This window comes from Blattabacterium sp. (Cryptocercus punctulatus) str. Cpu (assembly GCF_000236405.1).
GTDB classification, from domain to species: Bacteria; Bacteroidota; Bacteroidia; order Flavobacteriales; family Blattabacteriaceae; genus Blattabacterium; species Blattabacterium punctulatus.
In genome coordinates, this window is sequence record NC_016621.1 from 18,970 (window position 1) to 43,461 (window position 24,492).

The 24,492-nt window shown below is 22.6% G+C and carries 28 protein-coding genes and 2 tRNA genes; 24 read left to right on the forward strand and 6 right to left on the reverse strand.

Annotated elements, in window-relative coordinates; genetic code table 11:
- Positions 1-12 precede the first annotated feature (12 nt).
- The 14 genes from BLBCPU_RS00080 (at position 13) to BLBCPU_RS00145 (ending at position 11,116) form a co-directional block, all read left to right on the forward strand.
- On the forward strand, positions 13-747 hold the full coding sequence (locus tag BLBCPU_RS00080; protein ID WP_014245975.1) for a pyridoxine 5'-phosphate synthase: 735 nt from the start codon (positions 13-15) through the stop codon (positions 745-747).
- Positions 748-860: 113 nt separating this feature from the next.
- The gene (locus BLBCPU_RS00085; protein WP_041178598.1) at positions 861-1,076 is read left to right on the forward strand and encodes a hypothetical protein; all 216 of its coding nucleotides are present in this window, start codon (positions 861-863) and stop codon (positions 1,074-1,076) included.
- Between the two features lie 275 nt (positions 1,077-1,351).
- On the forward strand, positions 1,352-3,613 hold the full coding sequence (locus tag BLBCPU_RS00090) for an aconitate hydratase (protein WP_014245976.1): 2,262 nt from the start codon (positions 1,352-1,354) through the stop codon (positions 3,611-3,613).
- A 12-nt stretch (positions 3,614-3,625) separates the two neighbouring features.
- The gene (gene yidD / locus BLBCPU_RS00095; RefSeq protein ID WP_014245977.1) at positions 3,626-3,844 is read left to right on the forward strand and encodes a membrane protein insertion efficiency factor YidD; all 219 of its coding nucleotides are present in this window, start codon (positions 3,626-3,628) and stop codon (positions 3,842-3,844) included.
- 5 nt (positions 3,845-3,849) lie between these two features.
- A complete protein-coding gene (gene lgt, locus BLBCPU_RS00100; protein ID WP_014245978.1) occupies positions 3,850-4,701 on the forward strand; it encodes a prolipoprotein diacylglyceryl transferase in 852 nt (283 codons plus the stop codon).
- 170 nt (positions 4,702-4,871) lie between these two features.
- Positions 4,872-5,228, forward strand: coding sequence for a DUF192 domain-containing protein (locus BLBCPU_RS03040; RefSeq protein WP_014245979.1), 357 nt, complete (start codon positions 4,872-4,874; stop codon positions 5,226-5,228).
- Between the two features lie 40 nt (positions 5,229-5,268).
- Positions 5,269-5,598, forward strand: a complete 330-nt coding sequence (locus tag BLBCPU_RS00110) for an iron-sulfur cluster assembly accessory protein (protein ID WP_014245980.1) — start codon at positions 5,269-5,271, stop codon at positions 5,596-5,598.
- A 34-nt stretch (positions 5,599-5,632) separates the two neighbouring features.
- Positions 5,633-7,075, forward strand: a complete 1,443-nt coding sequence (sufB, locus tag BLBCPU_RS00115; RefSeq protein WP_014245981.1) for a Fe-S cluster assembly protein SufB — start codon at positions 5,633-5,635, stop codon at positions 7,073-7,075.
- Positions 7,076-7,101: 26 nt separating this feature from the next.
- On the forward strand, positions 7,102-7,863 hold the full coding sequence (gene sufC, locus BLBCPU_RS00120) for a Fe-S cluster assembly ATPase SufC (protein ID WP_014245982.1): 762 nt from the start codon (positions 7,102-7,104) through the stop codon (positions 7,861-7,863).
- A 14-nt stretch (positions 7,864-7,877) separates the two neighbouring features.
- Positions 7,878-9,176, forward strand: coding sequence for a Fe-S cluster assembly protein SufD (gene sufD, locus BLBCPU_RS00125; protein ID WP_014245983.1), 1,299 nt, complete (start codon positions 7,878-7,880; stop codon positions 9,174-9,176).
- 3 nt (positions 9,177-9,179) lie between these two features.
- Positions 9,180-10,415, forward strand: a complete 1,236-nt coding sequence (locus BLBCPU_RS00130; protein WP_014245984.1) for an aminotransferase class V-fold PLP-dependent enzyme — start codon at positions 9,180-9,182, stop codon at positions 10,413-10,415.
- Between the two features lie 6 nt (positions 10,416-10,421).
- Positions 10,422-10,748, forward strand: a complete 327-nt coding sequence (gene rplU / locus BLBCPU_RS00135; RefSeq protein WP_014245985.1) for a 50S ribosomal protein L21 — start codon at positions 10,422-10,424, stop codon at positions 10,746-10,748.
- Positions 10,749-10,773: 25 nt separating this feature from the next.
- The gene (rpmA, locus tag BLBCPU_RS00140; RefSeq protein WP_014245986.1) at positions 10,774-11,028 is read left to right on the forward strand and encodes a 50S ribosomal protein L27; all 255 of its coding nucleotides are present in this window, start codon (positions 10,774-10,776) and stop codon (positions 11,026-11,028) included.
- 14 nt (positions 11,029-11,042) lie between these two features.
- Positions 11,043-11,116: transfer RNA gene (locus tag BLBCPU_RS00145), tRNA-Arg, on the forward strand.
- Between the two features lie 20 nt (positions 11,117-11,136).
- Here the strand turns inward: BLBCPU_RS00145 and BLBCPU_RS00150 are convergent.
- Positions 11,137-11,210: transfer RNA gene (locus BLBCPU_RS00150), tRNA-Ile, on the reverse strand.
- Positions 11,211-11,299: 89 nt separating this feature from the next.
- Between BLBCPU_RS00150 and BLBCPU_RS00155 the strand changes: the two genes are divergently transcribed.
- Positions 11,300-11,623, forward strand: a complete 324-nt coding sequence (locus BLBCPU_RS00155) for a ribosome-binding factor A (protein ID WP_014245987.1) — start codon at positions 11,300-11,302, stop codon at positions 11,621-11,623.
- Between the two features lie 6 nt (positions 11,624-11,629).
- The gene (locus tag BLBCPU_RS00160) at positions 11,630-12,835 is read left to right on the forward strand and encodes an ABC transporter permease (RefSeq protein WP_014245988.1); all 1,206 of its coding nucleotides are present in this window, start codon (positions 11,630-11,632) and stop codon (positions 12,833-12,835) included.
- Here BLBCPU_RS00160 and BLBCPU_RS00165 read toward each other — a convergent pair.
- Positions 12,824-13,747: a ribonuclease Z gene (locus tag BLBCPU_RS00165; protein WP_014245989.1), complete on the reverse strand. Its 924-nt coding sequence runs from the start codon at positions 13,745-13,747 to the stop codon at positions 12,824-12,826. The genes BLBCPU_RS00160 and BLBCPU_RS00165 overlap by 12 nt on opposite strands.
- Positions 13,748-13,821: 74 nt before the next feature.
- On the reverse strand, positions 13,822-14,610 hold the full coding sequence (locus tag BLBCPU_RS00170) for a type II CAAX prenyl endopeptidase Rce1 family protein (RefSeq protein ID WP_014245990.1): 789 nt from the start codon (positions 14,608-14,610) through the stop codon (positions 13,822-13,824).
- Positions 14,611-14,790: 180 nt separating this feature from the next.
- On the opposite strand from BLBCPU_RS00170, the gene BLBCPU_RS00175 reads away from it, so the two are divergent.
- Entirely contained in the window at positions 14,791-16,053 is a 1,263-nt protein-coding gene (locus BLBCPU_RS00175) for a M14 family zinc carboxypeptidase (RefSeq protein ID WP_254044401.1), read from the forward strand.
- On the opposite strand, the gene rpmH is transcribed toward BLBCPU_RS00175, so the two are convergent.
- On the reverse strand, positions 16,043-16,192 hold the full coding sequence (rpmH, locus tag BLBCPU_RS00180; protein ID WP_014245992.1) for a 50S ribosomal protein L34: 150 nt from the start codon (positions 16,190-16,192) through the stop codon (positions 16,043-16,045). The two genes, BLBCPU_RS00175 and rpmH, sit on opposite strands and share 11 nt — an antisense overlap.
- 16 nt (positions 16,193-16,208) lie before the next feature.
- Entirely contained in the window at positions 16,209-16,571 is a 363-nt protein-coding gene (locus BLBCPU_RS00185) for a hypothetical protein (RefSeq protein ID WP_254044402.1), read from the reverse strand.
- A gap of 175 nt (positions 16,572-16,746) precedes the next feature.
- Between BLBCPU_RS00185 and fabZ the strand changes: the two genes are divergently transcribed.
- The 6 genes from fabZ (at position 16,747) to gap (ending at position 23,080) form a co-directional block, all read left to right on the forward strand.
- A complete protein-coding gene (gene fabZ / locus BLBCPU_RS00190; protein WP_014245994.1) occupies positions 16,747-18,021 on the forward strand; it encodes a 3-hydroxyacyl-ACP dehydratase FabZ in 1,275 nt (424 codons plus the stop codon).
- A 53-nt stretch (positions 18,022-18,074) separates the two neighbouring features.
- A complete protein-coding gene (locus BLBCPU_RS00195) occupies positions 18,075-18,641 on the forward strand; it encodes an elongation factor P (protein WP_014245995.1) in 567 nt (188 codons plus the stop codon).
- 35 nt (positions 18,642-18,676) lie between these two features.
- Positions 18,677-19,564: a succinate--CoA ligase subunit alpha gene (sucD, locus tag BLBCPU_RS00200; RefSeq protein ID WP_014245996.1), complete on the forward strand. Its 888-nt coding sequence runs from the start codon at positions 18,677-18,679 to the stop codon at positions 19,562-19,564.
- Between the two features lie 7 nt (positions 19,565-19,571).
- Complete coding sequence (gene pth / locus BLBCPU_RS00205) at positions 19,572-20,135, forward strand: aminoacyl-tRNA hydrolase (protein WP_148256100.1); 564 nt, start codon at positions 19,572-19,574, stop codon at positions 20,133-20,135.
- 109 nt (positions 20,136-20,244) lie between these two features.
- Positions 20,245-22,041 (forward strand): translation elongation factor 4, encoded by a 1,797-nt coding sequence (gene lepA, locus BLBCPU_RS00210; RefSeq protein ID WP_014245998.1) that lies wholly within the window; start codon positions 20,245-20,247, stop codon positions 22,039-22,041.
- A gap of 16 nt (positions 22,042-22,057) precedes the next feature.
- The gene (gap, locus tag BLBCPU_RS00215; RefSeq protein WP_014245999.1) at positions 22,058-23,080 is read left to right on the forward strand and encodes a type I glyceraldehyde-3-phosphate dehydrogenase; all 1,023 of its coding nucleotides are present in this window, start codon (positions 22,058-22,060) and stop codon (positions 23,078-23,080) included.
- On the opposite strand, the gene BLBCPU_RS00220 is transcribed toward gap, so the two are convergent.
- Positions 23,068-23,499 (reverse strand): type I restriction enzyme HsdR N-terminal domain-containing protein, encoded by a 432-nt coding sequence (locus BLBCPU_RS00220; RefSeq protein WP_014246000.1) that lies wholly within the window; start codon positions 23,497-23,499, stop codon positions 23,068-23,070. The two genes, gap and BLBCPU_RS00220, sit on opposite strands and share 13 nt — an antisense overlap.
- Before the next feature lie 29 nt (positions 23,500-23,528).
- Between BLBCPU_RS00220 and trxB the strand changes: the two genes are divergently transcribed.
- Positions 23,529-24,467, forward strand: coding sequence for a thioredoxin-disulfide reductase (gene trxB, locus BLBCPU_RS00225; protein ID WP_014246001.1), 939 nt, complete (start codon positions 23,529-23,531; stop codon positions 24,465-24,467).
- Positions 24,468-24,492 lie beyond the last annotated feature (25 nt).

Genomic DNA, 24,492 nt, shown 5'->3' on the forward strand with positions numbered 1-24,492 from the left:
AACGATAAAAATATGGTAAAATTAAGTGTTAATTTAAATAAAATAGCAACATTAAGAAATTCAAGAGGAGGGAATATTCCCAATGTTTTACAAGTTGCGATAGATATTCAGAAATTTGGTGCGAATGGAATTACTATTCATCCACGTCCTGATGAAAGGCATATATCCTATAAGGATGTTTATGATATAAAATCTATTATTACAACTGAATTAAACATTGAAGGAAATCCTATCAATAAATTCATGAAATTAGTATTGGATATTTTACCAAATCAAGTGACATTAGTACCTGATTTAGAAAATGTAATCACATCAAATTCAGGATGGAATACAATTCTTTATCAAGATTTATTAACTGAAAAAATTAATAAGTTGAAAGATCATGGAATTCGGACTTCTATATTTTTAGATCCAAATCCAAAATTAGTTCCATTTGCGGCTAATACAGGTGCCGATAGAATAGAGTTATATACTAAAAATTTTTCGATAGGATACGCCAATAAAAAATGGGATTGTATTCAGCCTTATATTATGACAGCAAAAGAAGCTATGAATTATCATTTATTAGTGAATGCTGGACATGATTTAAATTTAGAAAATATTTCTTTTTTTATTGAAAAAATTCCAAATATAGAAGAAGTATCTATAGGTCATTCTTTGATTAGTGATTCTCTTTACATGGGATTAGAAAATACAATTCAAACTTATTTAAAAAAAATTTATAAATCTTGTAAAAAAAGTCAATAATAAAGTTAAATATTATGATTTTACATTCTAAAATTTTTGGAATTGGATTTACAATATTAGTTTTTAATGGATTATTTGATAATTGATAAAATTGGATATTTTTTGCAAAAAAAATGGATTATGATTTTATATCAAAAGATATTTTAGAATATATTCGTTATTATAATTTATTTCAAACAATATTTATAGGTCATTCTATTGAAGATAGAAAAGTTATGAAATTTTTTTTCAATTATCCATGGATTCCTAAAAAAAAAATTATAATTGTGGATCTTATTTCTAAGGTCTATTCTTCTATAAATATTATAAAAATATTATTTAAATATTAAAAAGTGTAAATTTTAATATTATTCAAAACGAGAAAAAATCTTGATTTATTTTTAAAACCATTTATTCAAAATGTAGAAGTTCAATAATTTTTTTTATTTGGAATTGAAAAAAATTATGATTCCTTTTTTTTACGTGGAGAATATTATTATATTATTCCTGAATATTTTTTTTAAAAAAAAGTATCTGATTTTTTAAACGAAAATACATAAATCTTATTTAAGTATTTTTTAAAAAAAATGACATAATTTCTAAATTTTCAAAAAAAAACAATATTATGATCTTGGATATTAAAATGATTCGAAGTTTTTATTCAAATTTAAAATTTAGAATTAGTAAAATTCGAAATAAAATAGGTCGGCCTATGAACTATTCTGAAAAAATTCTATATTCTCATATTTCAAATAAAATAAATTTAGATAATCAAAATTTTAAAGATTCTTATTTAAATTTTTTGCCGGATCGTCTAGCTATGCAAGATGCTACAGCACAAATGACTATTCTTCAATTTATGAAAACTGGAAAAAATAAAACAAAAATACCTACAACGATACATTGCGATCATCTTATAAAATCAGTCAATGGAGCAGAAGAAGATTTAAAGGAATCTATAATTGAAAACCAAGAAATTTATGATTTTTTGAAATCGGCATCTAATAAATATGGGATAGGATTTTGGAGACCTGGATCAGGAATTATTCATCAAATTGTTTTAGAAAATTATGCTTTTCCTGGAGGAATGATAATTGGAACAGATTCTCATACTCCTAATGCTGGTGGGTTAGGTATGTTAGCTATAGGAATAGGAGGGGCAGATGCCGTTGAGGTAATGTCTGGATACTTTTTAGAATTAAAAATGCCTAAAATTATTGGAGTTCATTTAAAAGGGAATCTAAATGGATGGGCCTCACCTAAAGATGTAATATTAAAATTATCTGGAATTTTAGGTGTTTCAGGAGCTAAAGGTTTTATTATTGAATATTTTGGAGATGGGATAGAAAGTATTTCATGTACAGGTAAGGCAACTATATGTAACATGGGGGCTGAAATTGGAGCTACTTCTTCTTTATTTCCATATGATCCGAAAATGAGTTTATTTTTAGATCAAAGTGGAAGAAAAGAAATATCTAAAATGGCAGATAAATTAAGCAAATTTTTAAAATCAGATAGAGAAGTATATAACAATCCATGTCAATATTATGATAAAATAATAGAAATAGATCTAAATATATTAGAACCACATATTAATGGACCATTTACTCCTGATCGTGCTATTCCAATTTCTAAAATGAAAGAAGAAGTGATTAAAAATAATTGGCCTATTAAAATAGAAGTAGGATTAATCGGATCTTGTACAAATTCTTCTTATGAAGATCTATCAAAATCCATTTCTATTATTAAACAAGCAAAAAAAAAAAGATTAAAAATTTATTCTGAATTTTTAATCACGCCAGGATCTGAAAAAGTATATCGTTTAATAAAAAAAAAAGGATTTATTTCTATTTTTCATAAAATAGGTGCAAAAATTTTTTCTAATGCTTGTGGTCCTTGCATTGGACAATGGAGTAGAAAAGAAAATAATAAAAAAAGAAAAAATACAATTATTCATTCTTTTAATAGAAATTTTTCATCCCGTAATGATGGAAATCCAAAAACACATGCTTTTATAGCATCTCCTGAAATTGTTACTGCCTTAATTTTTTCCGGATATTTAACCTTTGATCCTAGAATAGATAAATTAAAAAATGAAATAGGAGAATATATAAAATTTGAAGAGCCAAAATCTATAGATATGCCTATTTGTAAAAATTTTAATTTAAAAACGTTAGGATACGAAAACCCCGAAAAAAATGGAAAAAATCTATCTATATATATAAATCCAAAATCAAAAAGAATACAAGAATTATCTGAATTTCCTTCTTGGAATAAAAAAAATTTATTAAATATTAGACTTTTAATAAAAGTAAAAGGAAAATGTACTACAGACCATATTTCCATGGCAGGTCCATGGCTTAAATATAGAGGGCATCTTGAGAAGATTTCTGAAAATTTATTAATTGGAGCTGTTAATGCTTTTAATAATAAAATTAATGAAATAAAAAATATTTTTACAGGAAATTATGGAACAGTTCCCGATACTGCTAAATTTTATAAATTAAAAAAAATTACAACTTTAATTGTTGGAGATGAAAATTATGGAGAAGGTTCTTCAAGAGAGCATGCTGCTATGGAACCTCGTTTTTTAGGAGTTCGTATAGTTCTTGTAAAATCTTTTTCAAGAATACATGAAAATAATTTAAAAAAACAAGGAATTTTAGCTTTAACTTTTTTGCATTCTTCCGATTATTATAAAATTAAAGAAGAGGATATTTTTCATTTCTATATAAAAGATTTTCGGCCTACAAAAAATATTGATGTAGAATTAATTCATAATAATGGAAAAATAGAAAGAATAAAAGTCCAACATTCTTATAATAAAAGACAAATTCAATGGTTTATATTTGGATCTTTTTTAAATTTTATTCGAGAAAAAAAATAAAAATAATTTTATATGAATATTATCCATATTTTTTTATTAAAAAGTATTCGAATTTATCAAATAGGAATATCTCCATGGATAGGAAAACATTGTAGATATATACCAACTTGTTCCGATTATATGATTCAATCTTTAATAAAATATAGCTTTTATAAAGCTATATTAATTAGTTTGAAAAGAATTTGTAGATGTTATCCAGGGGGTAATTCAGGATACGATCCTATAAAATAAAAATTATGTTAAAATATATTAATTGGGATCCTATCCATAAATTTATTTTATGGAAAGGGTTTTCTATACATATTTATAGTTTAATGTTTTTTCTATCTTTTTTAATAGGATGGTATATTATGAAATATATTTATAAAATAGAAAAAATTAATCAAAAATATTTAGATACTTTATTGGTATATACAGTTTTAGGAACTGTTATAGGAGCAAGATTAGGACAGATATTTTTTTATGATTTTTCATATTTTTCAGATCATTGGATAGAAGCTTTTTTTCCTGTAAAAGAAAATTATTCTAAATTAGGAATAATAAAAGGTTATGAATTTATTGGTTATAGAGGATTATCTAGTCATGGAGCTACTATAGGAATTATTTTATCTATTTTTTTTATAGTAAAAAAATACTTAAAATCCTTTTTTTGGATATGTGATAGGTTATGTATTGTAGCTACATTATCTGCCGTTTTTATAAGAATTGGAAATTTTTTCAATTCTGAAATTGTAGGAATTCCATGCAATTCTGCTTTACCTTGGTCTGTAAAATTTTTACAAATGGATACAGGATATGGTGAAATAGTTCCTAGACATCCAACTCAAATATATGAATCGATTATTTATTTTTTCATTTTTTTATTTTTATGTTCTTTATATAGAAAAAAAAATATTAGAAATATTACTGGATATATATCTGGTATTTTTTTTATTTTACTTTGGTCTTCTAGGTTTTTATTAGAATTTATGAAAGAACCACAAGGATATGAGATCATAAATATGTACTCTCTAAATACTGGACAATGGCTTAGTATACCATGCATTATTTTTGGAATATTTATTTTTTATTTTTCTATAAAAAAATAAACATTTTTTTTCATGAAAAAAATAAAAATAAAATTTTATTAATTTAATTTTTTCTTTTTTCTTCTTCTGAAAAAAGTGAAAATGAAGAATCCTTATTTTTTGATGTAGGAGATCAATTAGAAATTGAATTTTTAAAAAACGGAGAATTGTATATAAAAAATGAAAACTTTTTGATAAAAAAAATTGATGTAGAATTAGCAAACACACCTATAAAAATAAAAAATGGATTAATGTATAGATCTTCTCTAAAAGAAAATAGAGGAATGTTATTTTTATTAACCAATAAAGAAAATATTCATCAAATAAATATGAAAAATATGCGAATTCCTTTAGATATTATTTATATTGATTATTTTAATACCGTTTTTTTTATAAATAAATATATTTATCCTATGAATAGGATAGAAAAATTTAATATTTCTAAAATAAAATATATTTTGGAAATAAATGCGGGTATGTCAGATAAATGGGGCATAAAACAAGGAAAAACAAAAATTTTTTTAATAAATACAAATAATAAATATTGAATATTATTTAACTTTAAAAATTTAAAATTTTATAATTATTATGGTTTTTATATCTGATCAAGCTAAAAATAAATTAATTGCCATTATGAAAGAAGAAGGACTCTCTAATGATCTTTCTTTCGTAAGATTTGGTGTTAAAAATGGAGGATGTTCTGGTTTATCTTATGAACTTACTTTTGATGAAAAAAAGAAAAAAGAAGATAAACTTTTTAAGTATGAAGGAATGAAAATATTAGTAGATGAAAATAGTTTCCCTTATTTAGTTGGAATTACACTAGAATATTCAGGTGGTTTGAATGGAAAAGGATTTTATTTTAAAAATCCTAATGCTAAACATACTTGTGGATGCGGAAAAAGTTTTGCATCTTAATTTTTCATCTTAATCTTAGTTATATTTCTATTATATGAAAAAAAAAAATAAAGTATTGGATAATTTTACTAATTCTGATTATGAGTATAAATATGGATTTTATACTCCAATAGAATCGGATAAAATTCCAGCAGGATTAAATGAAAATGTTATTCGAAAAATATCAGAAAAAAAGGAAGAACCAATATGGATGTTAAATTGGAGATTAGAATCTTATTATGTATGGAAAAAAATGAAAGAGCCAAATTGGGCAAATATAAAATATAAAAAACCAAATTTTCAAGAAATAAGTTATTATTCATCTCCAAAAAAAAAAATAGATCTAGATAATTTAGATCAAACGGATCCAGAATTATTAGATACATTTAATAAATTAGGAGTTCCTATAAAAAAAAACATTTCTAAAATTGCTACAGATATAGTATTAGATTCCGTTTCTTTGGTAACTACATTTCAAAAAAAATTGGAGGATTATGGAATTATATTTTGTTCTATTAATGATGCTTTAAAAAAATTTCCAAATCTTGTAAAAAAATATTTAGGTACTGTAGTTTCCAAAAAAGATAATTTTTATGCAGCTCTTAATTCAGCTGTATTTTCAGATGGATCTTTTTGTTATGTTCCAAAAGGAATTCGATGTCCTATGGAATTATCTACATACTTTCGTATTAACGAAAATGGAACTGGGCAATTTGAAAGAACTTTAATTATTGCAGATAAAGAATCTTATGTTAGTTATTTAGAAGGATGTACTGCACCAAAAAGAAAAGAAAATCAATTACATGCTGCTGTAGTAGAAATTATTGCTTTAGAAAATTCTGAAATTAAATACTCGACTGTACAAAATTGGTTTCCTGGTAATAAAGAAGGTGTAGGTGGGATTTACAATTTTGTAACAAAACGTGGATTATGTGAAAAAAAAGCTAAAATATCTTGGATACAAGTAGAAATGGGGTCATCAATTACTTGGAAATATCCATCTTGTATTCTAAAAGGCGACTATTCTATTGGGGAATTTTATTCTTTAGCCTTAACCAAAGATTTTCAACAAGCAGATACAGGGACTAAGATGATTCATATTGGAAAAAAAACGAAAAGTGTAATTATATCAAAGGGAATATCTTCTGGTAAATCTAAAAATAATTATAGGGGGTTAGTTAAAATTTATTCTAAAGCTATAAAATCACGTAATTATTCTCAATGTGATTCCTTATTAATAGGAAATCAATGTCAAGCAAATACTTTTCCATACATAAATGTATATAATTCTAATTCTCAAGTAGAACATGAAGCTACTACTTCAAAAATTGGAGAAGACCAGATTTTTTATTGTAATCAACGAGGAATTGATACAGAAAAAGCTATTTTTCTTATTATAAATGGTTTTAGTAATGAAGTTTTAAAAAAATTACCAATGGAATTTGCAGTAGAAGCTCAAAATCTTTTAGAAATTTCTTTAGAGGGATCTGTTGGATAATAAAAAAAATATTTTAAATAATTTATATGTTAATTATAAATAATTTACATGTTTCTATAGAAAATAAAAAAATTCTTAAGGGAATTGATTTAAAAATTAATTTAGGAGAAATTCATGTAATTATGGGGCCAAATGGTTCTGGAAAAAGTACATTAGCTTCTGTTATTGCAGGTAAAAAAGAATATAATATAATTAAAGGAAATATTTATTTTAATAATAAAAATTTACTAAATTTTTCTCCAGAAAAACGTGCACATTTGGGAATTTTTTTATCTTTTCAACATCCAGTAGAAATACCTGGAATTTCTGTAATTAATTTTATTAAAACGGCTATTAATGAATCTCGTAAAGCAAAAGGATTGGATAAGATGCCCGCTAAAGAAATACTTTTTAAAATGAAAAAAAAATCCGTACTTTTAAATATTGAAAAAAATTTTTTTTATCGATCATTGAATGAAGGATTTTCCGGAGGAGAAAAAAAACGAAATGAAATATTTCAAATGTCTATGTTAGATCCATTATTATCTATTTTAGATGAAGTAGATTCAGGATTAGATATAGATGCATTACGTATTGTTTCAAATGGAATTAATACTTTAAAAAATAATAAAAATTCTATTTTAATTATTACTCATTATAAGAGATTATTAGATTATTTATTTTCAGATTATATAATGCATATTTTATATGATGGAAAAATAGTTAAATCCGGAAATAAACAATTAGCTGATAAATTAGAAAAAAAAGGATATAACTGGATTATAAATGAAAAAAAAATATTTATCTAAATAATTAGATTATAATGTTATTAAAAGATAAAATTATCTCATCATTTTCAGAATTAAATTCTAGTGAAGAGGATTCTTATTTATCCAAATTACGATATCAATCGATCAATCTTTTTAAAAAAAATGGATTTCCATCTTCTAAAAATGAAGAATGGAGAGAGACTAATATAAATTCAATTCTTAATCAAGACTATAAAATATTTTCAAAAAGAAAAAAAAATTTAGAATATCAGAAAATCGAAAAAATGGTTTTTCTAAAAGAAAAAAATTCTTTTATTCTTGTTTTTATTGATGGAGAATATAATTTTTATCTATCCCATAAATATAATAATGAAAAAAAAAATATTATATTATCCAATATATCTTCACAAAAAGAAGAAAAAATTAAAAAATTTTATGGTAAGTTATTACGTAAATATGATGCATTTAATAGTTTAAATACTATTTTTTCAAATGATGGAGGATATATTTATATTCCTAATAATGTTTATTTAAAAACTCCTATAGAAATATTACATATTTATACCGGATTAGAATCAAAAATTCTATTAAATCCAAGAAATTTAATTATAGTAGGTAAATCATCCAAGGTTAAAATTATTGAACATCATAAATCTTTAAAAAAACATTTATTATTTAGCAATTCTGTTAGTGAAATTTATGCATTGGATAATAGTGAAATAGAATATTATAAAATTCAAGATGATATTAAAGGGGATAATTTGATAGATAATACTTTTATTCAACAAAACTTATATAGTAAATGTTCAGTTCATATTTTTTCTTTTCAAGGAAATTTTATTAGAAATAATCTAAATTTTTATTCTAACGGAGAAAATACTTCTTCTTTATTATATGGAATTTCTCTTTTATCAGGAAAACAATTGATAGATCATCATACCTTAATAGATCATTTATATTCAAATTCTTATAGTTTTCAATTATATAAAAGTATTTTATTAGAAAAATCTAAAAATATTTTTAATGGAAAAATACTTGTTGAAAAAGGAATAAAAGGAATTAATGCTTTTCAGAAAAGCAATAATATTCTTCTTTCGGATGAAGCTTATATATATGCAAAACCTCAATTAGAAATATTTTCTGATGAAGTAAAATGTTCACATAGTTGTACTATTGGGAGTTTTCAAGAATCTGATTTATTTTATTTTCAATCAAGAGGAATTCCAGAAAAAGAAGGAAAGGTTTTATTATTACTTTCTATTTTAGAGGAAGTATTAAAACCTATTAATATTTTAAAATTAAAAAATATAATTTCTAAGAAAATAAAAAAAAAATTAGGCATATATTTATAGTATATGTTTTCAAAAGAAAAAATTCAAGAAATTCGAGATCAATTTCCAATTTTAAAAAAAAAAATTTATTCAAATTCTTTAGTTTATATAGATAACGCTGCTACTACTCAAAAACCTTTTCAAGTAATTAAAGCTTCTGAAATTTATTATTCCACTATAAATTCTAATGTTCATAGAGGATTACATTTTTTAAGTCAAGAATCTACTTTTTATGTAGAAAATGTAAGAAAAAAAATTCAAAAATTTATTCATGCAAAACATTCTTCAGAAATAATTTTTACAAAAGGTACTACAGAATCTATTAATTTAGTAGCTTCTAGTATTAGTTTTTTGATAAAAAAAGGAGATGAAATTATTATTTCCTATCTTGAACATCATTCTAATATTGTACCATGGCAAATTCTTTGTTCAAAAAAAAAAGCTTTATTAAAAATAATTCCCATTAATCAAGATGGATTATTACAATTAGAATATTTTAATTTTTTAATTTCAGAAAAGACTAAAATTGTAGCAATTAATCATATATCTAATGTTTTAGGAATAATAAATCCTGTAAAAAATATTATTGATAAATCTCATGAATATGGTGCCTTAGTTTTGATTGATGGTGCGCAAGTTCCATCTAATTTAGATTTAGATGTTCAAGATTTAAATGCTGATTTTTATGTATTTTCTGCACATAAAATGTATGGACCTACTGGAATTGGAATTTTATATGGAAAGGAGAAAATATTAAATTCTCTTGATCCTTATCAAACTGGAGGTGAAATGATTAATAAAGTAAGTTTTGATCAAACTACTTATTCAGATTTACCATTTAAGTTTGAAGCTGGAACTCCAAATATAGAAGGAATTATTGTATGGGGGGTAGCTATAGATTTTGTAGAAAAAATAGGAGTAGAAAATATCCAAAATTATAAAAAAGAACTTTTAAGTTATGCTATCAAACTTTTAAGTAGAATAGATGGTATCCAATTATATGGAGGAAGTGATTTAAAAAAAAGATCTAGTATTATATCCTTTAATTTAAGTAAATTACATTGTTTTGATGTTGGAAGTATTTTAGATCGTTTTGGAATAGCTGTACGAACTGGTCATCTTTGTGCTCAACCTTTAATGAATTTTTTTAATGTAAAAGGAATGATTCGTGCTAGTTTTTCTATATATAATACTTTTGAAGAAATAGATTATTTATTTGATAGTATTTTAAAAACAAAAAAATTTTTATTAAAGCATTAAAAATATATGATATACGCAATTGTAAATATTTTAGGAAATCAATTTAAACTTATTGAAAATAAGTTCGTTTATGTTCCTCGTCTTTCTTCTATGAATTTAGGAGAAAAAATATGGATTAATCAAATATTTCTATTTTTTAAAAATGGATTTACAAAAATAGGAAATCCATTTTTAGAAAATATAAATATTCAAATAGAAATTTTACAACATTTAAAAGGAAATAAAATAATTGTATTTAAAAAAAAAAAGAGAAAAGGATATAAAGTAAAAAATGGATTTAGACCATTTTTTACAAAAATTAAAGTGATTTCTTTTTCAGAAATTGAAAAATAAAAATATAAAAAAATTTTAATTTAAAATGGCTCATAAAAAAGGTTCCGGAAGTTCTAGAAATGGTCGTGATTCAGAAGGTAGAAGATTAGGAATAAAAATATATGGAAATCAATTTGCTAAATCAGGAAATATTATTGTTCGTCAACGTGGGACAAAACATTATCCTGGAATAAATGTAGGAATGGGGAAAGATCATACTTTATATGCTATAAAAACAGGATTTGTGATTTTTAAAAAAATAAAAAAAAATAGGTCTATTGTATCTGTTATATCCAAATAATGAAAATAAAATGAGGCTGGGTAGTTCAATAGGATAGAACAACAGTTTCCTAAACTGTAAGTTGTGGGTTCGAATCCCTCCCCGGTCATATAAAAAATAAAAAAATAATGGTCCCAGCTGGATTTGAACCAGCGACCTCCTGATTATGAGTCAGATGCTCTAACCAACTGAGCTATGGGACCTATAAATACAATTTTACAAAAAATTATTGATTGATTCAAAAAAAATTATATTTTTTTTAGTAAATTTAAGTTATAAAAATTTTATAATAATGGATTCCATTAAAAATAAAAAAATATCTTCAATATTTTATACAGAAATTGCTGAAATACTTCATCAAGAATTTAATAATGAAAATAGAGAAGGATTTTTAATTACTTTGACCAAAGTTTGTATTAATCCCGATATGACTTTTATAAAAGGATATATATCTATATATCCTTTTATAAAGAAAAATATTTTTAAAAAAATTCGATCAAAATCTGGATTTTATAGAAAATTATTATCTAAGAAACTTAGATATCGTGTAAAAAAAATTCCAAAATTAGATTTTCGTTTAGAAAATTATTTTTCAAGAAAACATTTGATTGAATAATTTTTATTGAATCCTTCTTTTTATATAGCTATACGTTATTTTTTTTCTAAAAAAAGAACTAATATTGTTAATATTATTATTTTTTTATCTATTCTATCTCTTAGTATATCTACATTTTCTCTATCTTCTATTTTATCTATTTTTTCAGGTGTAAAAAATTTTAATATTAAATTTTATCAAAATAATTATCCTGATATAATTCTTTCTTATTGTAATAAAAAAAATATTTTAATCAATGATCAAATTTTAAAAAAAAAAATGAAATCTATAAAAGGAATCTTTTCTTTTTCTAAAACTATAGAAAAAAAAGTGTATTTATATTATAAAAATAATAAATATTTTTTTTATTTAAAAGGTGTAGATTCCGTATATGGAAAAGTAATGAAAAATTTTAAAAAAATTATTTTTATAAAAAAAAATAAATTATTTGATAAAAAATTAAAGATATATATAGGATTAACTTCAATTTTACCTTTTTTTCCATTATTATTTTTTGATAAAATAGAAAAAAATTCTATAAAAATTATTTGTTTTTTTTTTGATAAAAAAAAAACAAATAATACCCCAATTATTATACAAAAAGAAGTAAAAATAAAAGGATTATTTCATTTTAATCAAGAAATAGATAATCAATATTTATTTTGTGATATTTCCGAAATTCAAAAATTAATTAAAAAAAAAACTTTTCATTTTTTAGAAATAAAAATTCATAAAAATGAAAATGTAAATAATATCAAAAATATTTTGAAAAAAAAATGGGGGTCTAAATACATGATACAAACACGTATAGACAAAGAAAAAGCTTTTTTAAAAATTATTAATACGGAAAAAATATTTATATATTTTTTATTATTTTTAATAAGTTTAATTGCTGGATTTAATTTAATTAGTGCTATTTTTATATTACAATTAGATAAAAAAGAAAATATTTTTATTTTATGTAGTTTTGGTTATTCTTTATATAGAATTAAAAAAATTTTTTTCTATATAGGTTTCATTATTACTTTTTCCGGATGGTTTTTAGGAATATGTATATCATATGTTACATCTTTTTTACAAGAAAGATATCATATTTTTAAAATTGGAGGAAAATTTCCTTTTCTAGTAAAATTTACAATAGAAGATTTTTGTATGACAACATGTATAATTTTAACAATAGGTATAATCATATCTTTTTTTTCATCTAAAAAAATGAATTATTTATTGATCTAAATAATATTTTTTTAAAGGTTCTGATGCTACTACATTATAAAAAATTTTTTTTGCTTCTTTTTCGAAATCTTTAATATTTGGAAATCTATTAGAATAGTGTCCTAATATTAATTTTTTTACTTTAGCTTTTTTAGCTATATATGCTGCTTGGTTAGCTGTTGAATGACCTGTATTATTAGCTCTTATTTCTTCTGTTTTTAAAAAAGTTGATTCATGATATAGTAAATCTATATACTTTATATGATCAATAATAGGAGAATAGTAGGAAGTATCTGAACAAAAAGCATAAGATAATATTTTAGGAGGATCAAATGTTAGTTGACAATTTGGGATAATTATACCTTCATTAGTTTTAAAATTTTTTCCAATTTTTAAGTCCTGATAATGTACGATATTGATATCAGGAATTTTTTTTATTTCTTCCATATTTAATTTTCTATTACTAAGTTTTTCTTTAAAAAGAAATCCATTAGTGTAAATTCTATGTTTTAATGGAATAGTATAAACTTCTATTTTTTCATTTTCCATTATTTTTTCTAATTTATTAGAAGATAATTCTATATAATCTATACAATATTTTATTCGTGTATAAGACCATTTAAAATGAGTATTGATAATATCTTTTAATCCTTTTGGAGCATAAATATTGACTGATTGTTCTCTTCCTAATAAATGAAAAGTAGAAAGTAATCCAATTAGTCCGAAAAAATGATCTCCATGTAAATGAGATATGAATATATGTATTATTTTATTAAATTTTATTTTTGCTTTTCTTAATTGAACTTGTGTCCCTTCTCCACAATCAATAAGAAAAATAGATCCTTTCATTTCTAATATTTGAGCTGTTGGATAAAATTTTTTAGTTGGAATTGAAGAGTGACACCCTAAAATAGTTAATGAAGATTTTTTCATTAATAATAATATTGGTGATAATTAATTCATGAATTTTATCAAATTTTTAAAATATATAATTCTATAATTGTTTTTCATGTTTTTTTCTTTTTAAAAAGAAAAATACAACCAATAGTTATTATTAAACTAATAATCAAAATTAATAAAAAATTAAAATTTTTCTGTTTTGAAAAAAGTTCTTCATTTTTAATGAAAAAAAACATGGTAAATAATGCGAAAGCATTATTAAATATATGTAATAAAATACAATCTATTATGGAAGTTGTTGTAAAATAAATAAATCCTATAAAACTTCCAATAAAAAGCCCCCCTACAAATTGCCATGGATTCATATGAGTTAATCCAAATAAAAAAGAAGAAAATAAAATAGCTTTAATTGGATGGATTTTGTTTTTTAACATTCCATTTAAAATAATTCCTCTAAAAAGTACTTCTTCACATATAGGAGCTAATAATACAGTTGTAGAGAAAAAAGGAATTGGATTTTTTATTTCTTCCTTAAAAAAATCTTCAATTTCTTTATACATATTTCCTAATAATGGTCCGTCTTTTGGAACAAATGAAGATATGTAATCATTCAATATAATCATACAAAACATTACACAAAAAAGAACTAAATAAATATACCATGGAGATATTTTAAATGATAATTCTATAATAAGATTTTTCTTTTGTGCTTGATAAGAAACAAAAATAAATAAAAAAATAAATGGAATTGTATACGATATAGAAAATATCATACTTTCAGGTAAATTTATAGTGATCAATAATTTTCTAAAAATTATATTGAAAAAATTTAAAAAAGTAAATGATAAAATTAATAGAAAAGATTCAGTATAACTTATTTTAAAATAATTCTTCATAAAAAATAAAATTTCATTTAATTCATCAAATTTTTTTATAGGAATTATGTAATATTATATACATTTTTTTACGAAAATCTAGTATTTTTACTAGTTTATAAAGTTTTATAATTTATTATATTTAATGAATATTTTTTGAATTTAATCATTTTTCAATTGTATTTTTGTAGTAAACAAAAAATGAAAGATAAAACAATTTTTTTAAAAAAAAGAGGAGATAATTTATTCAATATAAAAATAATAAAATCTATTATGTTATATTTTGATATAGATACTTTATTTAGATATTATAATTCTCTTATTAAGGATAAGACTATAACATCTTCTAGAATTTTTAAATATTCTAAATTATTGAAAATGGTTAAAAAATACGAGAATATATGTTCTATTAAACCTGTAGGATTTTCCATAGAGAAAAGAATAATTTTTAAATTTCAATGGGGTGAAGGGGATTTTAAAATTTTTATTTGGTCTCAAATGCATGGTGATGAAACTACAGGGACAAAATCTATGTTTGATATTTTTCATTTTTTTTCAAAAGAAAAAAATCATGATTTAGTTAGATTTTTAAGGAATAAATTAACTATTTTATTTATACCTATGTTAAATCCTGATGGTTCAGAAAAATTTAAAAGAAGAAATTCAGTAAATATTGATTTAAATAGAGATGCTATTCGTTTACAATCTCCAGAAATTAAAATATTATTTTATGAAATAAAGAAGACTAATCCTCATATTTTATTTAATTTACATGATCAAAAAAGTATTTATAATATTGGAGATAAATATTTTAATCCATCTATTTTATCATTTTTATCTCCTTCTGTAGAAGGAGATAAAAAAATAACTTATAAAAGAAAAAAATCTATGGGATTGATTTCTTCTATTGAAAAAAAAATGAGAGGTATATTACCCAGTATCGGATCGATAGGACGATATTCAGATAAAATATATCCTACAGCTACTGGAGATAATTTTCAAAAATTAGGTTATCCTTCTATTCTTTTTGAAGCAGGATGGTTACCTAAAGATAATCAAAAAGAGATAATTAGAAAATATAATACTTTTTCTATTCTTTTAGGTTTTTATTTACTTTCTACTAATAAAATAAATATTGAAAAAGAATATAAATCTTATTTTTTTATTCCTGAAAATAAAAAAAATTTATTCGATAAAATTTATAGAAAATTTCAAATAAAAAAAGGTAAATATCAATTTTTAGTTGATATTGGAATGAGGACTATAGAAAAATTTGATCCTATCCGAAAAAATATCAATTTAATTTCAAAAATTGTTGATATAGGAGATTTATCTAATTTTTTTGCATATGAAGATATTATTTTTAATGAAAAAAATTTTTATATAAAAAGAAAAAAAAAGGTAAAAATTTTCCAGAAATTGGAGATCAATACATATTTGATGTTTTTTAAATTCATTTTTTAAAATTAGTAACTGTTAATTTTTTTCTATTTTTTTTTCTTCTTCTAGATAGAAGATTACGACCATTTTTTGTATTCATTCGTTTTAGAAATCCATGAATATTAACTTTTTTTCTATTAGAAGGTTGATAAGTTCTTTTCATAAAAAATTAAAATATTTTATATAATTTTTTTTATAATAATCGTTTCTAATTTTTCTTCTATTATAAATATTTTTTTTTTATTTTTTTCTATAATTTCAATATGATAAATCAAAGGAAAAGGTTTTTTTTTAAAAATTTTTTTTTGAAAAAAAATTTTTCCTTTTTTTAAAATTTTTGATTTTATAAAAAAAGGATTGCATAATATAGAGTTTTTTTTACATTTTTGTATATTATTTTTATTTACTTCAATTATTATTTTCTTATTTTTTATATTATTATTCAATATTTTTTGATGATAAGAAGTAGAATAATTATAGGAATAGTATAAAATGATAATACCAATAATAAAACCTGTTAAAAAAAAATAAAAACGCCTCATGAAATTCATAATCAATTACAAAAATAAATTTGGCAATTCCTAAATTACATAAAGTTTTTTAAAATTAAATTTATAAATAATTTACTAAAATTATTTCAATAAATATAATAAAAATTAGTGATAAAAAATTAAAAATGTTAGTGAGTAATCTTTTCTTTTAATAATATTAATTTTTATGTTGGACAAACAAAAAACCATTGCAAAAAAAATTTCTTTTCAAGGAATTGGCTTATATACTGAAAAAAAAGTTACTATTACTTTTAAACCAGCCCCAGAAAATACAGGATTTATTTTTGTTAGAACCGATATAAAAGGAACCCCTTATATGAAGGCAAATCTATCATTTCTATTAAATGAAACTGAACAAGGTCTTATTCTAGAAAATAATGTATTTAAAATCCGTACTAGTGAACATGTACTTGCTGCTTTGACGGGTATGGATTTAGATAATGTTATTATAGAATTAGATAATATTGAATTTCCTATAATGGATGGATCTTCCAAATATTTCGTAGAAGCTATTGAAAAAGTTGGAATTATAGAACAAAATGCAGAAAGAAAATATTATTCAATAAAAGAAATTATATCTTATGAAGATTCAAAAACAGGAGGAGAAATTATTGCATTACCTTCTAAAAAATTTGAAATAATAATTTTGATGGATTTTAATTCAAAATTTATTGATACACAAAATGCTGTATTAAAAAATTTAAATCAGTTTAAGAAAAAAATAGCAAGTTCAAAAACTTTTTGTTTTCTTTATGAAAAAGAAGAAAAAATTTTGAATAGAAACAATTTTCATTTTTTACATTATAATACTTCTAATGAAATGGCTAAACATTACCTTTTAGATATTATTGGTGATTTAACTTTAATAGGAGTAAAATTAAAAGGAAAAATAATAGCTTATAAACCATGTCATTATATAAATACACAATTTGCAAAAAGATTGATAAAAAAAATTAAACTATTAAAAAAAAAAGATATTCCTCAATTTGATTTAACAAAAAATCCTCTATTTGATATAAAAAGTATTATGAGAATTTTACCTCATAAACCTCCATTTCTTTTAGTAGATAAAATTATAGAATTAACAGAAAATTATATAATAGGAGTAAAAAATGTAACTATGAATGAACCTTTTTTTATGGGTCATTTTCCTAAAGAACCAATAATGCCTGGAGTTTTACAGATAGAAGCTATAGCACAAGTAGGTGGAATTTTAGTTTTAAATAAATTAAAAAATCCAGAATCTTATTCTACCTATTTTTTAAAAATAGATAAAGTTAAATTTAAACAAAAAGTAGTTCCTGGAGATTTATTAGTTTTTCAAGTAGATTTATTAGAACCTATAAGAAGAGGAATTATTCATATGAAAGGGAAAGGATATGTAAATAAAAAATTGGTAGTTGAAGCAGAAGTATTGGCAAAAATAATGAAAATTGATTGATTTTTTTTAAATTATTAATTATAAAAAAATTTTTACATATTTAATTTTAATAAATGTATACAAATATCAAAAAAGGATTGTATATATTACATAATAATAACGATATATACAAAATAATTGATTTTCTTCATGTAAAACCAGGAAAAGGATATGCTTTTATAAGAACTAAATTAAAAAATATTATGACAGGTCATATTTTAGAAATTAATTTTTCAGCTAAGCATAAAATAAAAAAAGAAAAAATAGAAATTGAATCATATCGTTATTTATATAGATGTCAAAATCTATATTATTTTATGAATATAAAAAATTATGATCAAATACAAATTGAAAAAAATTATAAAAATATCGAATTTTTAAAAGAAGGTATAGAATTTACTATTTTTTTTCATGTAAAAAATAATAATAAAATTATTTTATTTATAAAAAATAATCCTACTGTTATTTTAAAAGTTAAATATACAGAATCTGTAAAAAAAGGAGATACTATTAATAAAGCTAATAAAATTGCTATTTTAGAAACAAAAACTAAACTTTTAGTCCCTACATTTATAAATTCAGGAGAATATATTAAAATTAATACGGATAGTAAATCCTATATAGAAAGAGTTAGAAAATAATAAAAAAAATATATTAGAATATCAGATAAATAATTATGAGTATTTTGATAGATAAGAACATTCGAGTGATTGTACAAGGATTAACTGGAAAAGAAGGTTTATTTCATACTGAAAGGATGATGAATTATGGAACTACTGTAGTTGGTGGGGTAACTCCTGGGAAAGGAGGTAAAATTTATTTAGGAGTTCCTATTTTTAATACTATGTATGAAGCAGTTAATAATACTGGAGGAAATGTAAGTGTTATTTTTGTTCCTTCTTTATTTGCTTCAGATGCTATTATGGAAGCAATTAGTATGAATATTAAAGTAATTGTATGCATAACTGAAGGAATTCCAGTTTTAGATATGATACGAGTAAAATATTTTTTAAAAGGAAAAAAATCACGATTAATTGGCCCCAATTGTCCTGGAATTATTTCTCCGAGAAAATCAAAAGTTGGAATTATGCCTAATATAGTTTTTAATAAAAAAGGAGGTATAGGAATTATATCTAGATCTGGTACACTTACTTATGAAGCTGCCGATCAAATAGTAACATATGGATATGGCATTTCTACGGCAATTGGTATAGGAGGAGATCCTATTATTGGAATGAATATCCAAGAAATTGTAGAATTATTTTTGAAAGATGATGAGACGAAATGTATTGTTATTATTGGAGAAATAGGTGGAAAATTAGAAATTGATGCTGCAGAATGGATAAAAAAATCAAAAAATAAAAAACCAATCATAGGATTTATCGCAGGGCAAACAGCTCCTAAAGGACGTACAATGGGTCATGCCGGTGCTATTATAGGAAGTACATCAGAAACTGCAAAAGTAAAAATGAATATCATGAAAAAATGTGGAATACATATTGTTTTATCTCTTGCATATATAGGAATGAAAGTGAATGAAGTTCTTCATGATAATGAAAAATAATGTAAAAATGGATAAATTTTTAATAATTGGATTAGGAAATCCGGGGAGTTTATATCAAAAAACAAGACATAATTTAGGTTATTTTATTTTAGATAAAATATCAGAAAAATATTTATTTTCTTTTTATAAAAAAAAATTAGGTTTTCTTTCAGAATTCATTTTTTATGAAAAACGAATATTTTTTCTAAAACCTTCTACTTATGTTAATGAAAGTGGTTTATCGGTTAAATATTGGATGAATAAAAAAAAAATACTATTAAAAAATATTCTTATAATATCTGATGATATTTATCTTAATTTTGGATCTCTTCGTTTAAGAGGAAAAGGAGGAAATGGAGGACATAATGGATTAAAAAGTATTGAAAAAGAATTAAAAAGTTCTCATTATGCACGTCTTCGTTTTGGAATTAAAAATGATTTTTTTAAAAAAGTAGATTATGTATTAGGAATTTGGAAGGAAAATGAATTAAAAAATATACTCAATAAATTAGAAATAAGTATTAATATAATATTTTCATTTATTTTAAATGGATTACAAAAAACAATGAATTTATTCAATAAAAAAATTTAATAATAATATTAAAATTATTATAATAAATGAAGATATCGATTTTTATTAAATTAGTTCGAATTTATTTAATATTATCATTATATATATAAAGTAAAATAATAAATTATGTATGCATAACATTCGGAATTTTTGTATTATTGCACATATAGATCATGGAAAAAGTACTTTAGCTGATCGGTTATTAGAATTTACAAAAACAGTTCCAGAAGGATATAGACATCAATTACTTGATGATATGGATTTAGAACGAGAACGTGGTATTACTATTAAAAGTCATGCTATTCAAATGGAATATAAATATAAAAATAAAGAGTATAAATTAAATTTAATAGATACTCCAGGCCATGTAGATTTTTCCTATGAAGTATCACGTTCCATTGCAGCTTGTGAAGGAGCTTTATTAGTTGTTGATTGTACTAAAAGTGTACAAGCACAAACTATATCTAATCTCTATTTAGCATTAAAAAAAAATCTTTTCATTATTCCAATATTAAATAAAATTGACTTATCTGAATCAAGATCTGAAGATGTTATAGAAGAAATTATAGAACTAGTAAAATGCAAATCGGAAGATATTATTTCTGTTAGTGCTAAAAATGGATTTGGAATTAAGGAAGTTTTAGATAAAATTATTACACATATCCCACCTCCAAATGGAGATAGTAAAGCACCTTTACAAGCAATGATTTTTGATTCTTTTTATAATTCATTTACTGGAGTAATCGCTTATTTTAAAGTAAAAAATGGATTTATACAAAAAGGGCAAAAATTACGTTTTATGTCTACAGAAAAAATTTATTATGCTTATGAAATAGGGATTCTTAAATTAAAACGTATTTCTAAAAATAAGATTGAAGTAGGAGATGTAGGATATATCGTTTCTGGAATTAAGAATACTTATGAAGTAAAAGTAGGAGATACGATTACTGATGCTAAAAATCCAGCTTTAAAATCTATCAGTGGATTTGAAGAAGTTAAACCTATGGTTTTTGCTAGTGTTTATCCTGTAACTTATGATAAGTATGAGGAATTACGTTCTGCTATGGAAAGATTGCAATTGAATGATGCTGCTCTTACTTTTAGTTCTGAATCTTCACCTGCTTTAGGATTTGGATTTCATTGTGGTTTTTTAGGTATACTTCATATGGAAGTTGTGAAAGAACGTCTTGAACGTGAATATGGAATTACCGTAATCATTACTATTCCTAATGTTTCTTATAAAGTTTTTATGAAAAAAAAATCGAATCAGGTTATTATTGTAAATAACCCTTCAGATTTTCCAGAAATGGAAAAAATACAAAAAATAGAGGAACCTTATGTTTTAGTTTCTGTTCTTACTAAAAAAAATTTCATAGGTAATGTGATATCTTTATGTATAGGAAAAAGAGGAAATATAATTGGAGATCAACATCATTTAACCTCTAGTAGAATAAAAGTTACATTTGAAATTCCTTTATCTGAAATAATATTTGATTTTTATGATAAATTAAAAACAATATCTAAAGGATATGCTACTTTTGATTACTATTTTTTAGATTATAGAAATTCTGATTTAAAAAAAATTACTGTATTAATTAATCATCAAAAAGTAGATGCTTTATCTCTTTTAGTACATAAAGAAAAAGCTTTTTTTATAGCAAAAAAAATATGTAAAGAGTTAGCAATTTTGATTCCAAAGCATCAATTTAGTATACCTATTCAGGTTTCTATTTCTGGAAAAATTATTGCTAGAGAGACTATTAAATCTTTAAGAAAAAATGTAACTGCTAAATGTTATGGAGGGGATATTTCTAGAAAACGAAAACTTTTGGAAAAACAGAAAAAAGGAAAGAAAAAAATGCGTCAGATAGGAAAAGTTGAAATTCCTTCATCTACTTTTGTAAATTTTTTAAAAATTAAAAATTAATTAAAAATTTTTCAATATGTCCAAAATTAAAATAGGAATAAATGGTCTAGGAAGGATAGGAAAATTGGTTTTAATATCTGCTTTAAATAAAAATGATATTGAAGTAATATCCGTAAATGATTTAGCCCCCATAGAATATTTAGCTTATATATTAAAATACGATTCTGTACATGGTCCTTTTAAAGGAAATATTCGGATAGAAAATAACAATTATTTAATTTTAAATGAAAAAAGGATAAAAATAACTAATGAAAAAAATCCTGAAAATTTAGAATGGGGGAATTTAGGGGTAAATTATGTTGTTGAATCTACTGGTCTTTTTTTAACGAAAAAATTAGCTGAAATACATTTAAAATCAGGAGCTAAAAAAGTAATATTATCCGCTCCTCCAAAAGGAGATGATATACCGATGTATATTATGGGAGTCAATCATGATACTATTAATTCAAATCAAGATATTATATCTAATGCTTCTTGTACTACTAATTGTTTAGCTCCAATTGTTAAGGTATTGAATGATAATTTTGAGATATTGGAAGGATTAATGACTACAATACATGCTTCTACTGCAACTCAAAAAGTTGTAGATTCTGTTTCATCTAAAGATTGGAGAGGTGGAAGATCATCCTTAATTAATATGATTCCATCATCTACTGGAGCTGCAAATGCAGTTGGAAAAATTATACCTAGTTTAAACGGAAAATTAACAGGAATGGCTTTTAGAGTTCCTATATCAGATGTATCAGTATTAGATTTAACTGTTCGTTTAAAGAAGCGTACTACTTATGATTGTATTAAATATTGCATAAAAAAAGAATCTGAAACTAGATTAAAGGGAATTTTAGGATATACTGAGGAAGCAGTAGTATCTACAGATTTTATAGGAGATAAAAGAATTTCTATTTTTGATGCTAGTTCAAGTATTATGTTAAATCCAACTTTTATAAAAATAGTTTCATGGTATGATAATGAAGTAGGTTATTCTAATAAATTAATAGATCTTATTCATTATATGGTTTATCGTGATTATGGAATATAATTTAAAAATGAAAATTTTTTATTATATTGATCCGTTTTAAAAACTAAATTTTTTATTCCATTACTGATCATTAGATATGGTGCTTTGATATTTTTATTATATTTAGATATTTGATCGAAAATTTTTTGTGTTAATAAAATATTAGGTGCTTTACATTCAATAAGTATATGTGGTTTTTTATTTAAATGAACCAAAATATCTAATCTTTTATTTAATTTATTGATATGAAAAGGGTGTTCGACCCATATATCAGAATTTTTATAATTTTTTACTTTTTTTAGTAAAAAAATTATGTATTGACGAATTACTTCTTCCTTAGTAAAGGAATAAAATTTTTTTCGAATTACACAAAATATATAAGTTTTATTATTTATTTTTTTTAAATGTAAATAATTGGAAAAAAAATCAAAAAAATACATATATACTCAATATAAAAAAAATATTTTTTATGTCAAAAAAAATAATGAATTGTGTAATTATTGGATCTGGTCCTGCTGGATATTCAGCAGCTATATATTCCGCTCGTGCAGATCTACATCCTACCCTTTTTTTAGGATTTCAACCTGGTGGTCAATTAACAGTTACTACGGAGGTGGATAATTATCCTGGATTTCCAATAGGAATTAGTGGAAATGAACTTATGGAAAATTGTAAAAAACAAGCATTACGTTTCAATACTATTATTATTCATAAAACTATTACTGAAGTATATTTATCTAATCAGAAAGGTGGGGTACACTTTATTAATGTAGAAAATAAAGAAAATATAAAAAGTAAAGGTATTATCATAGCTACAGGTTCTCGTCCTAAATTTTTAGGGTTAGATAAAGAAAAAAAATTTATAGGACTTGGAGTTTCTTTTTGTGCTACTTGTGATGGGTATTTTCATAAAGGAAAAGATGTAGCAGTTGTAGGAGGAGGTGATACTGCTTTAGAAGAAGCTAGTTATTTATCCAAAATTTGTAAAAATGTATATTTATTTGTTAGAAAAAATTATTTTAGAGCATCTAAAGCTTTACAAAATCGTATTCTTAAAAAGAAAAATATAAATATTTTTTTTTGTTATCAAGTGATAGAAATTATTGGAGATCGTTTTTTAGAAGGAATTAAAATAATGAATAATAAAGATAAAAATACTAAAATCCTTTTTATTAGTGGTCTATTTATATCCATAGGTCATACTCCTAATACAGAATTATTTAAAAATCAACTTAATCTAGATAAAAATGGTTATATTATTGTAGAAAAAGGAGGTACTTCTACGAATAAACCAGGTGTATTTGCTGCAGGAGATGTTCAAGATCCTATATATCGTCAAGCTATTACTTCAGCTGGAACTGGATGTATGGCAGCTTTAGATTTGGAAAGATATTTATATTTATATTAATTATTAAATATTTTTTATTTTTTTT

Bases quoted from the DNA above. Each gene is read 5' to 3' on its own strand.
- trxB (WP_014246001.1), top strand. From the start codon at position 23,529: ATGTCAAAAAAAATAATGAATTGTGTAATTATTGGATCTGGTCCTGCT.
- lepA (WP_014245998.1), top strand. From the start codon at position 20,245: ATGCATAACATTCGGAATTTTTGTATTATTGCACATATAGATCATGGA.
- BLBCPU_RS00110 (WP_014245980.1), top strand. From the start codon at position 5,269: ATGGTTTTTATATCTGATCAAGCTAAAAATAAATTAATTGCCATTATG.
- BLBCPU_RS00175 (WP_254044401.1), top strand. From the start codon at position 14,791: ATGAAAGATAAAACAATTTTTTTAAAAAAAAGAGGAGATAATTTATTC.
- rplU (WP_014245985.1), top strand. From the start codon at position 10,422: ATGATATACGCAATTGTAAATATTTTAGGAAATCAATTTAAACTTATT.
- sufD (WP_014245983.1), top strand. From the start codon at position 7,878: ATGTTATTAAAAGATAAAATTATCTCATCATTTTCAGAATTAAATTCT.
- BLBCPU_RS00185 (WP_254044402.1), bottom strand. From the start codon at position 16,571: ATGAGGCGTTTTTATTTTTTTTTAACAGGTTTTATTATTGGTATTATC.
- BLBCPU_RS00085 (WP_041178598.1), top strand. From the start codon at position 861: ATGGATTATGATTTTATATCAAAAGATATTTTAGAATATATTCGTTAT.
- rpmA (WP_014245986.1), top strand. From the start codon at position 10,774: ATGGCTCATAAAAAAGGTTCCGGAAGTTCTAGAAATGGTCGTGATTCA.
- BLBCPU_RS00170 (WP_014245990.1), bottom strand. From the start codon at position 14,610: ATGAAGAATTATTTTAAAATAAGTTATACTGAATCTTTTCTATTAATT.
- BLBCPU_RS00165 (WP_014245989.1), bottom strand. From the start codon at position 13,747: ATGAAAAAATCTTCATTAACTATTTTAGGGTGTCACTCTTCAATTCCA.
- BLBCPU_RS00220 (WP_014246000.1), bottom strand. From the start codon at position 23,499: ATGTATTTTTTTGATTTTTTTTCCAATTATTTACATTTAAAAAAAATA.
- BLBCPU_RS00195 (WP_014245995.1), top strand. From the start codon at position 18,075: ATGTATACAAATATCAAAAAAGGATTGTATATATTACATAATAATAAC.
- fabZ (WP_014245994.1), top strand. From the start codon at position 16,747: ATGTTGGACAAACAAAAAACCATTGCAAAAAAAATTTCTTTTCAAGGA.
- BLBCPU_RS00155 (WP_014245987.1), top strand. From the start codon at position 11,300: ATGGATTCCATTAAAAATAAAAAAATATCTTCAATATTTTATACAGAA.
- yidD (WP_014245977.1), top strand. From the start codon at position 3,626: ATGAATATTATCCATATTTTTTTATTAAAAAGTATTCGAATTTATCAA.
- sucD (WP_014245996.1), top strand. From the start codon at position 18,677: ATGAGTATTTTGATAGATAAGAACATTCGAGTGATTGTACAAGGATTA.
- pth (WP_148256100.1), top strand. From the start codon at position 19,572: ATGGATAAATTTTTAATAATTGGATTAGGAAATCCGGGGAGTTTATAT.
- BLBCPU_RS00130 (WP_014245984.1), top strand. From the start codon at position 9,180: ATGTTTTCAAAAGAAAAAATTCAAGAAATTCGAGATCAATTTCCAATT.
- BLBCPU_RS00090 (WP_014245976.1), top strand. From the start codon at position 1,352: ATGATCTTGGATATTAAAATGATTCGAAGTTTTTATTCAAATTTAAAA.
- lgt (WP_014245978.1), top strand. From the start codon at position 3,850: ATGTTAAAATATATTAATTGGGATCCTATCCATAAATTTATTTTATGG.
- sufB (WP_014245981.1), top strand. From the start codon at position 5,633: ATGAAAAAAAAAAATAAAGTATTGGATAATTTTACTAATTCTGATTAT.
- BLBCPU_RS00080 (WP_014245975.1), top strand. From the start codon at position 13: ATGGTAAAATTAAGTGTTAATTTAAATAAAATAGCAACATTAAGAAAT.
- gap (WP_014245999.1), top strand. From the start codon at position 22,058: ATGTCCAAAATTAAAATAGGAATAAATGGTCTAGGAAGGATAGGAAAA.
- sufC (WP_014245982.1), top strand. From the start codon at position 7,102: ATGTTAATTATAAATAATTTACATGTTTCTATAGAAAATAAAAAAATT.
- rpmH (WP_014245992.1), bottom strand. From the start codon at position 16,192: ATGAAAAGAACTTATCAACCTTCTAATAGAAAAAAAGTTAATATTCAT.